Annotated in this window: 12 protein-coding genes; 3 read left to right on the forward strand and 9 right to left on the reverse strand. The window is 59.8% G+C overall.

Annotation, left to right across the window (positions count from 1 at the left end; all coding sequences use genetic code 11):
• The first annotated feature begins 2 nt into the window (after window positions 1-2).
• Window positions 3-200 carry a YbdD/YjiX family protein gene (locus BK665_RS09320; RefSeq protein WP_007895266.1) on the forward strand — a complete coding sequence of 66 codons (198 nt, stop codon included), beginning with the start codon at window positions 3-5 and terminating at the stop codon, window positions 198-200.
• 164 nt (window positions 201-364) lie between these two features.
• The gene (gene yjiA / locus BK665_RS09325; protein ID WP_123404831.1) at window positions 365-1,336 is read left to right on the forward strand and encodes a GTPase; all 972 of its coding nucleotides are present in this window, start codon (window positions 365-367) and stop codon (window positions 1,334-1,336) included.
• Between the two features lie 99 nt (window positions 1,337-1,435).
• Here yjiA and BK665_RS09330 read toward each other — a convergent pair whose 3' ends face one another.
• The 6 genes from BK665_RS09330 to BK665_RS09355 all read right to left on the reverse strand — a co-directional run bounded on the left by BK665_RS09330 (window position 1,436) and on the right by BK665_RS09355 (window position 10,648).
• Complete coding sequence (locus BK665_RS09330) at window positions 1,436-2,122, reverse strand: GntR family transcriptional regulator (protein WP_123404833.1); 687 nt, start codon at window positions 2,120-2,122, stop codon at window positions 1,436-1,438.
• A 24-nt stretch (window positions 2,123-2,146) separates the two neighbouring features.
• Entirely contained in the window at window positions 2,147-2,851 is a 705-nt protein-coding gene (locus BK665_RS09335; RefSeq protein WP_123404835.1) for a FadR/GntR family transcriptional regulator, read from the reverse strand.
• A gap of 55 nt (window positions 2,852-2,906) precedes the next feature.
• The gene (locus tag BK665_RS09340) at window positions 2,907-4,220 is read right to left on the reverse strand and encodes a C4-dicarboxylate transporter DctA (protein ID WP_123404837.1); all 1,314 of its coding nucleotides are present in this window, start codon (window positions 4,218-4,220) and stop codon (window positions 2,907-2,909) included.
• A gap of 231 nt (window positions 4,221-4,451) precedes the next feature.
• Window positions 4,452-4,997 (reverse strand): hypothetical protein, encoded by a 546-nt coding sequence (locus tag BK665_RS34425; RefSeq protein ID WP_185076478.1) that lies wholly within the window; start codon window positions 4,995-4,997, stop codon window positions 4,452-4,454.
• 245 nt (window positions 4,998-5,242) lie between these two features.
• Window positions 5,243-6,496 carry a serine hydroxymethyltransferase gene (gene glyA, locus BK665_RS09345; RefSeq protein WP_123404839.1) on the reverse strand — a complete coding sequence of 418 codons (1,254 nt, stop codon included), beginning with the start codon at window positions 6,494-6,496 and terminating at the stop codon, window positions 5,243-5,245.
• A 303-nt stretch (window positions 6,497-6,799) separates the two neighbouring features.
• Complete coding sequence (locus tag BK665_RS09355; protein ID WP_123404841.1) at window positions 6,800-10,648, reverse strand: sensor domain-containing protein; 3,849 nt, start codon at window positions 10,646-10,648, stop codon at window positions 6,800-6,802.
• A 286-nt stretch (window positions 10,649-10,934) separates the two neighbouring features.
• On the opposite strand from BK665_RS09355, the gene ettA reads away from it, so the two are divergent.
• Complete coding sequence (gene ettA / locus BK665_RS09360) at window positions 10,935-12,599, forward strand: energy-dependent translational throttle protein EttA (RefSeq protein WP_054616675.1); 1,665 nt, start codon at window positions 10,935-10,937, stop codon at window positions 12,597-12,599.
• 185 nt (window positions 12,600-12,784) lie between these two features.
• On the opposite strand, the gene BK665_RS09365 is transcribed toward ettA, so the two are convergent.
• The 3 genes from BK665_RS09365 to BK665_RS09375 all read right to left on the reverse strand — a co-directional run bounded on the left by BK665_RS09365 (window position 12,785) and on the right by BK665_RS09375 (window position 15,775).
• Entirely contained in the window at window positions 12,785-13,279 is a 495-nt protein-coding gene (locus BK665_RS09365) for a GreA/GreB family elongation factor (RefSeq protein WP_123404843.1), read from the reverse strand.
• 70 nt (window positions 13,280-13,349) lie between these two features.
• A complete protein-coding gene (locus BK665_RS09370; protein ID WP_123404845.1) occupies window positions 13,350-13,706 on the reverse strand; it encodes a hypothetical protein in 357 nt (118 codons plus the stop codon).
• 215 nt (window positions 13,707-13,921) lie between these two features.
• A complete protein-coding gene (locus BK665_RS09375) occupies window positions 13,922-15,775 on the reverse strand; it encodes an Lnb N-terminal periplasmic domain-containing protein (protein ID WP_123404846.1) in 1,854 nt (617 codons plus the stop codon).
• Between the last annotated feature and the right edge of the window lie 10 nt (window positions 15,776-15,785).

The following is a 15,785-nucleotide window of genomic DNA, read 5'->3' on the forward strand; positions in this document are numbered from 1 at the left end:
AGATGTTCAATGACCTGAGTCGCCTCGGTAAATACCTCGGTCAGGCTGCGCGCCTGATGGTCGGCATGCCCGACTACGACAACTACGTCGAGCATATGCAAACCAAACACCCGGACAAACCGGTGATGAGCTATGAGATGTTCTTTCGGGAACGTCAGGAGGCGCGTTACGGTGGCAAGGGTGGGCCGAAGTGTTGTTAACCTGACCTCAGGTTGATGCAATCCCCCTGTGGGAGCGGGCTTGCTCGCGAAAGCGGTGTGTCATTCAACATTTAGGCTGACTGACACACCGCCTTCGCGAGCAAGCCCGCTCCCACATTTGTTTTTGTGTTGTTTTCTAAAATGTTTGAAACAGGAGGTTTGAGTTGTCCTCTCCCATCCCGGTAACGATCCTCAGCGGCTTCCTCGGCGCGGGTAAAACCACGTTGCTGCGCTACCTGCTCAAAGCCGAGCACGGCCTGAAAATCGCCGTGATCGAAAACGAATTCAGCGACGCCGGCATCGACACCCAACTGTTGGGCGAGGAGCCGGTGCAAGTGATGACGCTGTCCAACGGCTGCGTCTGCTGCACCATTCACACCGACCTGACCAAGGCCTTGTACCTGCTGCTCGAACGCCTGGACAGCGGCGAAATCGCCTTCGACCGTCTGGTGATCGAATGCACCGGCCTGGCCGACCCGGCCCCGGTGGCGCAAACCTTTTTCATCGATGAAGAACTGCGCGAACGCTACATCCTCGACGGCATCATCACGCTGGTGGACGCGGCCCATGCCGACACCCACCTGACCCAGACCATCGCCCAGGCGCAGATTGGTTTTGCCGATCGCCTCCTTGTGAGCAAGCGTGATCTGGTAGACGAACCGACCTTCAACGCATTGAGCGAACGCCTGACCCGCATCAACCGTCGCGCACCGATTCGCGTAGTCGAGCACGGCAAGATCGACCTGGCTGAACTGCTCGATGTACGCGGTTTCAATCTGAATGCCGACCTCGGCGCTGGCATGAGTTTGCGGCCGGTGAGCAAGGCGCCATCCATCGACCGGATTTCCAGCCTGGTGCTGCGCACCGATAAGCCGCTGGATCTCGACAAGCTCAGCGAGTTCATGAACGAACTGCTGGAAGACCACGGCAAGCAACTGCTGCGCTACAAGGGTGTGTTGAGCATCGTCGGCGAGCCGCGACGCATGGTGTTCCAGGGTGTGCTGAAGTTATACGGCTTCGATTGGGACACCGAATGGGCCGAGGGCGAGGCGCGGGAGAGTGTGATCGTGTTTATTGCCGATGATTTGCCGGAAGAGAAGATTCGCGAGGGGTTTGCGCGGGTGGCGGCGGATTGAAGCCTTTCGTGTGTCAGTGATGACGCCTTCGCGGGCAAGCCTCGCTCCTACAAGGACGGCGATATACCTGTAGGAGCGAGGCTTGCCCGCGAAAGCGATCTAACCGGCAACACGATTCTCGCTGAATGTCGGTCCAGCATTCAGCAACGTCTCTTCCAAATAATCCAGATGCCGGCCCAGCAAGCGCTCAGCCATCCCCGCATCCCGACGTTCCACAGCCTCCAGAATCGCCTGATGCTTTTGCCAAACGCAATAACCCTCTAATTCCACCTCAAACCGCGCAATCGCCAACGAAGTCAGCGGCACCAGACTGCCCAGAAAATGCGCCAACGGTGCATTCCCCGCGATTTCCGCCAGCCGCAAATGAAACTCTCCAGACAAGCGAATGGCTGGGCCACGGGCAGTGCAGTGGCGCTCGCTCTGGATCAAGTCCCGCAGCGGTTTCAAATCCTGTGAGCGTGATTGGCAGGCCAGGCGCACCAAGGTGATTTCCGTCAGCCGCCGTGCATGCAGCATCTGCCGGGTTTGCTCGCCGTCGAGCGTGGCAACCCGAGGCCGGTGGTTGGCCCGCAGCACGATGATTTGCTGATGAGACAATTGCGTCAGCACACCGCGAATATCACTGCGCCGGGCGCTGAACATCTGCGCCAGGCTTTCTTCGGTAAAGCGACTGGCCGCATCGATGCGCTGTTCGAGAATCGCGTCGAAAACCCGCGAGTAAAGATCATCCGTCTGCCGGGGAAAGGGCAGGGCGCTGAGGGGTGGCGCTGAGGCGAAGCTGTTCATGGCTTGTCTCCAGTTCAAGCGGATTCAACTGCCGAGGTTGTCGTCCGGAATGTTCAGTTCGATACCCATCCGTTGGCCTTCACGCAGGATGTGCCGCCGCATTTCGGCGCTGGCCTGGGCGCTGTTCTTGCTGCGGATCGCCCGCACCACGGCTTCGTTTTCTTCCAGGCGTTCAGCCAAATGCTCTGGTGAATTGCGCAGCACCTCGGCGCTTTGCTTCAGGGCGTTGCTGGTCTGCTGCACCACGCTCTGGAAGATCGGGTTCGAAGTCAGGGTGAACAGCTCTTCATGGAACGCGATGTAAGCGTTGACCCCGGCCTCGCTGTCGTTGGCCTCCAGGGCTTCGCGCATGTCCATCAGGGTCAGACGCAGTTGCCCGACTTCCTTGCTGCTGATCGATTGCGCCACCAGCCCGACGATGAACGGCTCAAGGGTGTAGCGCAGTTGCAGCACATCCTCCAGGCTCGCGCCGGCCACCGCACTGTCGTGGTGTTGGCTGTCGCTGAAATTGGCTTCCAGCACTACCACGCCTTTGCCCGGCATCGAACGCACCAGGCCCAGGGTTTCGAGGACGATTACGGCTTCGCGCAGACTCGGGCGGCTGATGCCCAGTTGTTCGGCCAGTTCACGCTGGCCCGGCAACATGTCGCCGGAACGCCACTGACCACGGGCCAGCGCGGCCCGGAGTTTTTCTACGACTGAATTGACGACCGTTGAAGTGGTAATCACGGTTTGCTCCATGAATAAGGCTGGGAGCCTGCCCCGTGGCAGGCTCGCGCAGATTTCAAAAATCCTGTTGATGGGCCGGGGCCACCGGTTTTCTCGGCTGGAAGGTATACCCCACCTGACCGGAAAGCACCTTGTTCGCCCGTTGGACATCAATGTCTTTTTCCCAGCGCGCAATGGCCACCGTGGCGACGCAGTTACCGATCAGGTTGGTCAGCGCCCGACCGATGCCCATGAACCAGTCCACCGCCAACACCAGCACCAGGCCCACCACCGGAATCGCCGGGATCGCCGTGAGGGTTGCCGCCAGAATCACCAGCGCCGAACCGGGAATGCCGTGGGCACCTTTGGAGGTGATCAGCGACACCAGCAGAATCGTCAGCAAATCGGTCATGGCCAGCGGCGTGCCGGTGGCGTTGGCGATGAAGACGATGGCCAGGGTCAGGTAGATCGAGAAGCCGTCGAGGTTGAACGAGTAACCGGTTGGAATCACCAGCCCGACCGTGGAGCTGCCGATACCCAGGTGCTCAAGTTTGCGCATGATCTGCGGCAGCACGGCGTCGGAAGAGGCGGTGCCCATGACGATCAGCAATTCTTCACGCAGGTACTTGAGCAGCGGCCACATGCGCAGGCCGGACAGGCGCATCACCAGGCCGAGGATCAGCGACACGAACGCGGCGCAGGTCAGGTAGAACAGGCCCACCAGGCTGCCCAGGTGTTGCAGGGAATCCAGGCCATATTTACTGGTGGTGAAGGCGATGGCGCCGAATACGCCGATCGGCGCCAGGCGCACGATCATGCCCATGATGCGGAAAATCACGTGGCTGAGTTCGTTGATCAGCCGGGAAATGCCCGAGGCCGCTTCGCCCACCAGGTTCAACGCGCTGCCGAACAACACCGAAAACAGCAGCACTTGCAGGATGTTGTTTTCGGCAAAGGCACCGATCACCGAGGTAGGAATCAGATCCATCAGGAACTGCGTGGTGGTGTGCATCTGCTGGCCGCGCTGGGCCAGATCGCCCATATCGGCCTTGGCCAGTTGATCCAGATGAATGTTCGCGCCGCTGCCGATGCCGGTGCTGAAGGCGAACACCAGGCCGATCACCAGGGCGATGGTGGTCAGCACTTCAAAGTAGATGACCGACTTGAGGCCGATGCGCCCGACCTTCTTCAGATCGCCAGCTCCGCTGATGCCGCTGACCACCACGCAGAACACGATCAGGCCGATGAGCATCTTGATCAGTTTGATAAAGCCGTCGCCCAAGGGTTTGAGCTGGGCGGAGTATTCGGGAAGGGTCAGCCCGCAGACGATGCCGAGCACCAGTCCGAGAACCACTTGGAGGAAGATTGAACGCGAGCACCATCTGAGCATGGGAGGAATCCTGGTCGGTGTCCTGGCTGCCGTGCGCTAAAGCGCATCAGATTCAGGACTTAATTATTGTGGTCTTACCGGTATGTCCAGTGCAGGCGCAGTCTAGGCTCGGTTTTTCCCCGATGACAAGTGAAAGGAGTGAAATTGGCATGACCGGTCTGACCAGTGGTGCGGGTGCGTGCAGGAGCGGCGTAGGGCACTCCTGCACGGGTCAAGTCATGATCGCGGAAGTTATAACCGTTCGAGAATCTTCAGTTCGAACGTCATCTTATAGTTGTCGCTTACTTCGGAGAGATAATGATAGTTCGATCCTTTTAGTGTCAGCCCGCCAATGTGTTTTTCATCCTCGGTCTTGAGAGTTATCAGGTGTTTATCTCCAGCAAGGTCATCTAAGGTAATAATGCGGCCTTGATCATTGGTCATGTTAAACAGGGTTCGCTCGCCACTGTCAGCAGCCACGGCCCCGAGTAGGTTGACTCTGTTTTTACTGATGCAGGAGTGAAGGTGTCCACTCCCATCGAGGGTAAAAATGGCGTAACCACCCTGGCTGCCTAAAAAGAATAATTGCAAAGGCTCGATGGCGCTCACCTCCGCTTTAGAGCGGTAGCCGAGCAGGTGTGAGTCATCGCGTTGCTGGGGCCGACCGGTGAAGAAACCCCCGCTGCCAAGGAGCTCGGTGGCCATCGCGGGACCCCCGTACAGGGTATTCAGGAGATTTAAATGCTGGCCCGGAATTTCGAGTGTTGCGATAAAGGAATTAGTGATAAAGGTACTCATGGTATTAACGGTGACTTCCTGTCTGGTTGTTTGAATGTTCGGACGGGATATTAATTTCTTTTTTGTATGAGTCGGTGGAAGTATATGTATCAATATTTGATTTTGGTTGTGGTGTTGAAGGCAGGAAGTTGTAAGTGATGTGTTTTGTGGTTGGGAAGTGCCTGTTCTATCAGTAGCGGTTACTTTGTCGATGACGAAAAAAAACCCGGTCAAGACCGGGTTTTTTCGACTTTAACGACCTGCTATCAGGCGCCGTATACCGGCAGCTTCTTGCAGATGGCCTTGACCTTCTCACGAACGGCGTCGATCACCGCTTCGTTGTTCAGGTCAGCCAGGATGTCGCAGATCCAGCCGGCCAGCTCTTTGCACTCGGCTTCCTTGAAGCCACGAGTGGTCACAGCCGGGGTGCCGAAGCGCAGACCGGAGGTGACGAACGGGGAGCGTGGGTCGTTTGGCACGGAGTTCTTGTTCACGGTGATGAACGCTTTGCCCAGAGCGGCGTCGGCGTCTTTACCGGAGATGTCCTGCTTGATCAGCGACAGCAGGAACAGATGGTTCTTAGTACCGCCGGACACCACGTCGAAGCCGCGCGCGATGAACACTTCGGCCATGGCCTGGGCGTTCTTCACCACTTGTTGCTGGTAGGTCTTGAACTCAGGCTGCAGCGCTTCCTTGAAGCAGATCGCTTTGGCGGCGATCACGTGCTCCAGCGGGCCACCCTGGGCGCCCGGGAAAACGGCGGAGTTCAGCTTCTTCTCGATGTCGGCGTTGGCGCGAGCCAGGATCAAACCGCCACGTGGACCGCGCAGGGTCTTGTGGGTGGTGGTGGTCACGACGTCAGCGAAAGGCACCGGGTTCGGGTAGACGCCAGCGGCGACCAGACCGGCCACGTGGGCCATGTCGACGAACAGGTAGGCGCCAACCTTGTCAGCGATTTCACGGAAACGCGGGAAGTCGAGGATCTGCGAGTAGGCAGAGAAACCGGCCACGATCATTTTCGGCTTGTGCTCAACGGCCAGACGCTCGACTTCGTCGTAGTCGATCAGGCCATTGGCGTCGATACCGTACTGAACGGCGTTGTACAGCTTGCCGGAGGACGAAACGCTGGCACCGTGGGTCAGGTGACCGCCGTGGGCCAGGCTCATGCCAAGGATGGTGTCACCGGCTTGCAGCAGGGCCAGGTAAACGGCGCTGTTGGCTTGGGAGCCGGCGTGTGGCTGGACGTTGGCGTAATCGGCGCCGAACAGCTCTTTTGCACGGTCGATGGCCAGTTGTTCAACCACGTCGACGAACTCGCAACCACCGTAGTAGCGCTTGCCCGGGTAGCCTTCGGCGTACTTGTTGGTCAGGACCGAGCCTTGAGCTTCCATCACCGCAGGGCTGGTGTAGTTTTCCGAAGCGATCAGCTCAATGTGTTCTTCCTGGCGCTGAGCTTCTTGCTCCATGGCGGCAAAGAGATCGGCGTCGTACTTGGCAATAGTCAAATCACGGCTGAACATGGCGGTCCTCAAGGATCGGGGCAGAAAAGGGGGGCATTCTAACCCAATGGGTTTTAGATGGCATATGAAAGGACATCATGTCGCAGACAAGTGGGCTTCATGACGGGATCAGCGGTGATCATGCTGGCCGATAACCAGTGATCGTTCCCACGCTCCGCGTGGGAATGCCTCATTGGACGCTCTGCGTCCGCTTCGGCATGTGACGCGGAGCGTCACGGGCTGCATTCCCACGCAGAGCGTGGGAACGATCATCTGTAGGAGCGAGGCTTGCCCGCGAAGGCGTCATCCGCCGCGCTGCACATCTCAATCGAACACGAACAGCGCATCATTGCTGAACTGCGCTTCAAACCGGCTCGCTGGCATCGGCCGCCCGAACAAATACCCCTGAACCTCATCGCACCCATGCTCACGCAGGAAGTCGAGTTGTTCGTGGGTTTCCACGCCCTCGGCGATCACCGCCAGGTTCAGGCTGTGGGCCATGGCGATGATCGCCCGGGCAATCTGCGCATCCTGCTCACCCGACGGCAGGCCATCGACGAAGGTGCGGTCGATTTTCAGCACGTCGATCGGGAACTGCTTGAGGTAGTTGAGCGATGAATAACCGGTGCCGAAGTCATCGACCGCGATGCTCAGGCCCAGGTTTTTCAACCCGGCGAGAATCTGCATCGCCTCGCTGACTTCGCGCATCAGGATACTTTCGGTCAGCTCCAGCTCAAGGCACGCCGGCGGCAGGCCGGTGTCCTTGAGGATATTGGCGATCCGCGTGCCGAGCTGACCATCGGAAAACTGCCGCGCCGAGATGTTCACCGAGACCTTGGGCACCCGCACCTTGGCCTGGTGCCAGGTCTTGAGTTGCCGACAGGCTTCGCTGATCACCCAGTCGCCAACGTCTACCACCAGCCCGAGCTCTTCGAGCACCGGAATAAAATCCCCCGGCGGCACCAGCCCGCGACGCGGATGACGCCAACGCAGCAGGGCTTCGGCGCCGGTCAGGCGTTTGCCGTCGCCGCTGAATTGCGGTTGGTAATACAGCACGAATTCGTCCTGCTCCAGGGCATGGCGCAGGTCGCTTTCCAGCTCCAGACGCTCGAGGGCGCTGGCGTTCATGTCCGCCTGATAGAACTGGAAGTTGTTCTTGCCGCGCTCCTTGGCGTGGTACATCGCGGTGTCGGCGTTTTTCATCAACTGGCTGAGTTCGTTGCCGTCCTGGGGGCTCAGGGCAATGCCGATACTGGCCGTGACAAAGAACTCGCGACCTTCCAGCACAAAGGGTTTCACCAGGCTGGCAAGAATCTGTTCGGCCACATGAATCGCCCGGTTCAGCGCCACTTCACGGTTGATGCGCGGTTGCAGGAGCAAGGTGAACTCATCGCCGCCCATGCGCGCCACGGTGTCGTCATCGTCGACGCAACCGAGCAGGCGCGTGGCCATTTCCTTGAGCATGCGGTCGCCGGCGGCGTGGCCCAGGGAGTCGTTGATCGGCTTGAAACGGTCGAGGTCGAGGAACATCAGCACCACCCACGACTTCTGCCGTTCCGCCGATTGCAGCGCGGTGTGCAGGCGATCCTGGAACAGCGTGCGGTTGGGCAGGTGGGTCAGGGCGTCGTAGTAAGCGAGGCGGTGAATCCGCTGCTCACTGGCCTTGCGCTCGCTGATGTCGCTGAAGAAACACACGTAACTGGCGAGATCGCCTTCGTCGTCGAGCACCGCCGTGATGCCGACCCACGCCGGGTAATGCTCGCCGTTGCGGCGCTTGAGCCAGACTTCGCCTTCCCAGGTGCTGTGCTGGTGCAGTTGCTTGAGCACATAACGCAAATGCGCTTCCTGCTGCTCGTCGACGGTGAGCATGTTCGGCAACTGGTCGAGGACCTGGGACACCGCATACCCGCTGACGCGACTGAACGCCTCGTTGGCCTGGACGATGTAGCCGGCCGGGTCGGTGATCAGGATCGCCGAAGTCGAGTGCTCGAATACCGTGGCCGCCATGCGCAGGTCTTTCTCGGCGCGGCGTTGCTGGCTGATGTCGCGACCGACCCCGAGCACGCCTTCGAAAGCGCCGTGCTCGTCCCACACCAGCACCAACCGCAGTTCGATCGGAATCTTGCGCCCGTCGGCCCGCAGGCAATCGAACAGGAACAACTGGGTCTGCACCTGGCTGCGTAACAACGCCAGTTGATCGGGTTTATCCAGGGCCTTGCTGACCCGGTCCATCAAAGCGTAGATGCCGGTCAATTGTTGCGGGTTGGCGATGGTCGACTGCCAGCCGTTCTGGAAAATCCACTCGACGTCATAACCCAGCACCGCTTGCACCGACGGGCTGACGTAATTGAGCGAGAGCTTGTTGTCGGTGGAGAAAATCACGTCGCTGATGCTTTCGGCGAGCATGCGGTAGCGCTGCTCACTGTCGCGCAGGGATTCGCTGGCTTCGATCTGTTCGGTGATGTCCTTGGCCACGCCGATGATCCGCGTGACGTGATCATTGCGGTCCCGGGCCAGGGCTTGTTCACGAATCTCGAAGCGCCGCCATTCGCCATCGCGATGACGAAAGCGCAACTGGCATTGCAGCAGTTGCGAGTAGCCGGCGTGGCGCTGGGTCTGGCGCGAACGGTGGTAGTAGTCGGCGTCTTCGGGGTGCAGCAGGATTTCCCAGAAGTACTCGCCCATCTGATGCAGTTCGGTGCGGTTGTAGCCCAGGGTCTGCCCCAGATGGTGGTTGCTGAAAATCATCCGCTGGCTGATCACGTCCTGCACATACAGGTGATCCGGCACGGTGCGCACCACGTCCGACCAGAAACCTTCGCGTTCCAGCAACGACAGCTCGATCAGCTTGCGGCTGGTGATGTCGTTGATGCTCAGGATCACCGCTTTATAGTCGTGCTGCTCTTCCGGCAGGCGCAACACCAGCCACAAGTGCTGGTCGCGACCGTTGGTGTCCTGGAGTTTGATTTCCAGTTCCAGTTGTTTCTGCTGGTTGAGCATGGCCTCCAGCATTTGGTTGCCGATGGCGGTGCATTCCAGCGGATTGCCGTCGATCAGCAGTTTCCAGGCTTGCTCGCAGGAATTGACGTTGAGCAGTTGCAGAGCCACCTGGTTGACTTCGGTGACGCGCAATTCTTGCAGCAGTTGCTGGCGTTGCTCGGGCACTTCAAGCCAGGCTTTCAATTGTTCGCTGCTGTTGAGTTGGGCCTTGTCGAAAAAGCTTTTCAGCCCGGACAGGTCAAGCACGCACAGGGCCACGCCGGTGCCTTCGAAAATGTCCTGATAGCGGCGTCGACCTTCATGCAACTGGTGCTGACGGCGGCGCATGCTCAGCAGGGCGATAAACGGCAGCAGGGAGAAGGCCAGGCCTAGCAGGCACTTGCCGATGAACGCCGGCAGCAATTGTTCCAGTACTTGTTGCCGATCGAACAGCCCGCGCAATTGCCAGTCGCTGCTGCTCAGGGGCACGGTCAGCACGCTGTTGGCCAGGTCATCTTCGCTCAGCGTGCCCTGCCGGGTGGTGGGCAGGGCTTCATCGCGACTGATGATTTGATGATTGATGCGGTTTTCCACCAGCCACAGTGGGCGAATGCCGGTTTCACCCTGTTTGGTCAGCGAGGAAAAAAACGTCGGGGTCAGGCGCAATGCCCAGTAACCGCGTGTGCTGCCGCTGGCCTGATGCAGCAGCAAGTGCACCACCGAACCATCGTCGGCGTTGCTGAAATAGTGGGCCTGGGCACGGCTGCGGCGGACCAGATCGACCAGGTAGTCGGCGTCCTGGCTGTCGGCGGCGCTGTCGCTGAGGATTTTGCCGGACGGGCTGAGCAACGCCAGGCTGCGCAGGTCGGGCAGCGACTGCTGCAATTTGCGCAGCAAGGCCTGCTGTTCGTCGGCGGATTGCGGTTGCTCGACGATCGGTAGCAGATTAAGGGCGATTTGCGCGTTGAGCGCCATGTTCAGGCTGACTTGCGAAGCCAGGTCGGCGGTGTAGTCGATGGTGTACTGGCGCTGGTTTTTCTGGGTTTCGCTCAGTTGATCAAGCAATTGCCAGAACAGCAGCGCGAGCAGCAACAGCACCAGTGTCGCCAGTGCGCCCTTCAGGGTGCCGCGCAGGGGGGAGCCGAGCGCGGCAGCCGGTGCACGGGTAGAAAGAGGCGGCGTGACATTAGACAAACTGAAATCCTGCGGTTTGGCTGGATTGGCGCGACGTGCACTATAAGCCGGACGCCCGGAGGGCGGCTAGCATGCCTTGAGTTGTGGCGAAGTGCCAGCCCCTCCCGGCTGGACTGCCATCGGTCATTCAGGTAGCTTTGCCGGTTACGTGGGGGCGTTCCAGCTCCTAGAATCAGACTTTTTCAGCGTGCACCTATTGATAGTTATCAATCGGAAGACGCGCACAGTCTGGCCCGGGCTTCGCCTGCGCTCCAATCATTCATCTGTCACTGACCCAAGGTTCTCCATGGCTCAATACGTCTTCACCATGCATCGGCTGGGCAAAGTTGTTCCGCCGAAGCGGGAAATCCTGAAAAACATTTCGCTGTCGTTCTTCCCCGGCGCCAAGATCGGCGTACTCGGCCTCAACGGTTCGGGTAAGTCCACGCTGCTGAAGATCATGGCCGGCGTCGACACCGAATTCGAGGGCGAAGCCCGTCCGATGCCGGAGCTGAACATCGGCTACCTGCCCCAGGAACCGATCCTGGATCCGACCAAGACCGTACGTGAAGTGGTCGAGGAAGCGGTCAGCGTGATCAAGAACGCCCAGGCGCGCCTGGACGAGGTCTACGCCGCTTACGCTGAAGAAGATGCCGACTTCGACAAACTGGCCGCTGAACAGGCCAAGCTCGAAGCCATCCTGCAAGCCAGCGACGGCCACAACCTGGATCGCCAACTGGAAGTCGCCGCCGATGCGCTGCGTCTGCCGGCGTGGGACGCCAAGGTCGAATTCCTGTCCGGCGGTGAAAAGCGTCGTGTGGCCCTGTGCCGCCTGCTGCTGTCCGCGCCTGACATGCTGCTGCTCGACGAACCGACCAACCACTTGGACGCCGATTCCGTCGCGTGGCTGGAGCACTTCCTGCACGACTTCCCGGGCACCGTGGTTGCGATCACGCACGACCGTTACTTCCTGGACAACGTGGCTGGCTGGATCCTCGAACTCGACCGTGGCGCCGGTATCCCTTACGAGGGCAACTATTCGGGTTGGCTTGAAGCCAAGTCCGATCGTCTGGCCGCCGAATCCAAGCAGCAGTCGGCCCACGAAAAAGCCATGAAGGAAGAACTGGAGTGGGTGCGCAAAGGCGCCAAGGCCCGTCAGTCCAAATCCAAGGCTCGTCTGCAACGCTTCGAAGAAATGCAATCGCAGGAATTCCAGAAGCGCAGCGAAACCAACGAGATCTACATCCCGGCCGGTCCGCGCCTGGGTGACAAGGTCATCGAATTCAAGAACGTCACCAAGGGCTACGGCGATCGCGTGTTGATCGACAACCTGTCGTTCTCCATGCCTAAAGGCGCCATCGTTGGCGTGATCGGCGGTAACGGCGCGGGTAAATCCACGCTGTTCCGCATGCTGATGGGCAAGGAACAACCGGATTCGGGCAGCATCGAAGTCGGCGAAACCGTGCAACTGGCGTGCGTCGACCAGAGCCGCGAAGACCTGGATGGCAGCAAGACTGTGTTCCAGCAAATCTCCGACGGTTCGGATCAGATCCGCATCGGCAACTACGAGATCCCGTCGCGCACTTACGTCGGTCGCTTCAACTTCAAGGGTGGCGACCAGCAGAAGTTCGTCAAGGACCTGTCCGGTGGTGAGCGCGGTCGCTTGCACCTGGCCCTGACCCTGAAGGAGGGTGGCAACGTCCTGCTGCTCGACGAACCGTCCAACGACCTCGACGTTGAAACCCTGCGTTCCCTGGAAGAAGCCCTGCTGGACTTCCCTGGCGCCGCCATTGTGATCTCTCACGATCGGTGGTTCCTTGACCGCGTCGCGACGCACATCCTGGCGTACGAAGACGACTCGCAAGCGATTTTCTTCGAAGGTAACTACACCGAGTACGAAGCGGATCGTAAAAAGCGCCTCGGCGAAGCAGCGGCCCAGCCGCATCGTGTACGGCACAAGAAACTGGCCTGATATCGGGTTGGTTGCATAAAAAACGGAGCCTTCAGGGGCTCCGTTTTTTTTGGGTGTGATTCAGTTGGACCGAGGCGCGGCCTTCGCGGGCAAGCCTCGCTCCTACAGGAGCGTGGTTGTACGCCATATTTAGGCACACCAAAACATTGTAGGAGCGAGGCTTGCCCGCGAAGGCGTCCGCATGGTTACTGAATATCGATGCCCAACACCTCAATCAGCAAATCCCCCGCCGGCCGCTTCCACAGCACCTCATCCCCAACCTGCGCCCCGAGCAACGCCCGCCCCAGCGGCGACCCCCAATTAATTAACCCGCCAGCGGCATCCGCCTGATCCTCACCCACCAATTGCACCCGCTGCTCATTGCCCTGTTCATCGGCAAAGGTCACCCAGGCACCAATCTGCACTTTGTCCGTCGAGGACGCTGGAGTGACAACCTGTGCGCTTTGCAGCCGCTGATTGAAATACCGCCAGTCCCGCTCAAGATCGGCCTGACGCTGTTTGTCGGCCAGTTCACCCTTGGCGCTCTGTTCGTTGAGCAGGTTTTGCACTTCGGCGAGTTTGGCCTGCAACTGGGCGAGCCCGGCGGGTGTGACGTAGTTGGGCTGCGCGCTGACCTGCCGTTCGACGGGCTGATCAGCTTGCGCGGCGGCGTTATCTTCATTGACGAAGGCACGGCTCATGGTTTTCTCCCGTTATAGGGTTTGGGCCATGGTCGCAGGGGAATAGTTTCGATGGATGTCTGGCAGCGACCTATGGCGAGCGAAAAGCCCGGGCGGCGTCCTGGTCTTTCTGTTGCTGCCAGGCACGTTCACGGTCGTCCCAATGGTGGCTGCGGTAGTCCTCGCGGTCCTGGTTTTCCAGCATCGCCTGGCATTGGCGAAAGCCATCGCCCCAGCCATCGGCGTATTGCTTGTCCTTGAGGTAGCGTGGCACGTTCTTGCGAAACTCCCCGGTCATCGCCCCGGCCGCCTGGCGACCACTGACGCAACCGTCGTCGAACCCATCGGCGAAGGCCGGTGGGTAACCCTTGGCGATCAGATCTTCATGGGTTGACTGGCAACCCGTGCACAACAGCAGCAAACCCAGCACACCTGCACAACGCCACATCTCAGACTCCTGGCCGTTCGACGGCCTATGGAGCAAGTCTAGAAGTGGATTCGTCAGCGGGTTGTGAAAGGGCTGTGATTAATCTGTTGGTCAACGATGATCCCCTGTGGGAGCGGGCTTGCTCGCGAATGCGGTGTACCAGTCAACAATGATGCTGATTGACACACCGCTTTCGCGAGCAAGCCCGCTCCCACAGGGGTAAGTGGTGTGTCGGGTCAGTAGTGATACCACTTCACTTCAAGCATCACTTCATTCTCGGGGGAGGCGAGGTGGCTGAATTCGCGCTGCGCGCTCAGGCGCAGGCCCAGGTTGCGCGACAGTTCCCATTGCTGATTCAGGCTCAGGCTGCGGCGTACTTCGCCGTTGGTGAAGAAATCGCCCTTGGTTTCCAGGCTGAAGTTGCCCAGCGGATTCTTCCACAGCACGCCGCTGTTGAAGCCGGCGGCCGGGGCGACGAACCCGGCGAAGTCGTTGTTATGTTCGATGCGCACGGTGCCCAGGGCAAAGCCGAGCACATCGTCGCCCAACGCCCAAGTCCCGCCGGCACCGCCGTTGACGTGGCTGACCAGGGTTTCATCGTCATGCTTGCCCGGCACCCGCTCCAGGCCACCGGTGACTTGCCACGACAGCGGCTGCAACAGCTCATTGCGTGGTGTCAGCGAGCGAATAGTCGCCAAATCCAGTTGCTGCAACTGCCAGTGATTGCCTTCGTACTGGCGCAGTTTCATTTGCAGGATTTCGATCTGCGCGCCCAACGGGAAGCTCTCCGCGTTGTCGTTGAGGTCGTGATAGGCCATGCGCAAGCCGTACTCGCCGAACGCCTTGTCACCCCGGGTGCCGAGGCCGGCCTGCCAGGTGCGGGATTCGTGGCCGTCCTCGGGCAGGCCGGGGCGCGGGATGTCCAGCTCCGGCGGTGGATTCTGGTTGATCGCTCGCAGCAATTCGAAACTGCGCTGGGCCCGGGCCGGATCGCGCTCCTGGCCGTTGGCGCGGTAGCGTTCCAGGCGGTAGGCGGCGTCGACGATCAGTGCTTGCCGGTCGCGCGGCTGGGCTTTGAATTCAGGTGCCTGCAATTGCTTCTGATCGGCGCTGACTTTCAGTACCCATTGCTGTTCTTCAGGATTCAACGGCTGGGCGCGGCTCAGCAATTCACGCTCGCGGGAGGGGCGATACTGGATTGATTCCACCAACCCGGCCTCTTTCACGGCTTTGACCGTGTCGGTCGGGATTGCCGTCAGCGGGAATTGCTCGGTCAGGCGCAGGCTCGGTCGCGCCACTTGCAGCAGTTCCAGCAGGCGATAGGAGCAGTTTTCGTCGAAGAAGAAATAGTCGAACTGAATCTGCTTGAGCTCCCAGACGTGCTCGACCATGCGTTCGGTTTCTTGCTGGGTCAGGTTCAACCGATATTCCCACAGGTCACGGTTTTCCAGGCTGCGGTATTCCGAGAGTTTTTCCTGATAGGGCACGAGGGCGAACAGGCCCGGATAGCCGCCCATCAAGCCTTTCCAGGCATAGAGGATGCTGTTGTCCGAGCCTTCGATGTAGGCGCCGAAGTTGATCGCGTAGCTGAGTAGCGCGGTCTGGTCGCTTTGCACATTGGCCTGGTCGATGCGCAGCAGGGTGTGGCCGAACATCGATGACGGGCTGTTGAGGTACGCCGCCGGGAAGATCATCACCGCGCTGTGGGGCGCGACATCCTTGAACCATTGGGTGAATTCGGCGCAATCCAGCTTCGGCAGGTCAGTCAGGTTCAGTTGCGCCTTGAGCCAGCGGGTGCGGGCCGGGTAGACGCATTGCGCATGCTTTTCGCCAGCGCTGGCCGGGGCGTACAACGCTTGCACGGTCGCCGCCAATTCATGGTCGGGATGTTCATTGCCATCGGGCGCGAGGAAGAATTTCTTGTCGCTGACATAGCTGCGCCAGCCGCCAAGCTTGGCGGTTTCGTAGTGACCCAGGGAAATCCAGAAAGGGTCGTTGGCCAGTTGCTGCAAACGTTGATCGTCGATGTGTGGCGCGGCGGACAGCGGGGCGCAGACACAGAGCGCCAGCCAGGCAAGGCGTTTGAGCATAGTGGGCAAC

It is taken from the genome of Pseudomonas frederiksbergensis, assembly GCF_003732665.1.
GTDB classification, from domain to species: domain Bacteria; phylum Pseudomonadota; class Gammaproteobacteria; order Pseudomonadales; family Pseudomonadaceae; genus Aquipseudomonas; species Aquipseudomonas frederiksbergensis_G.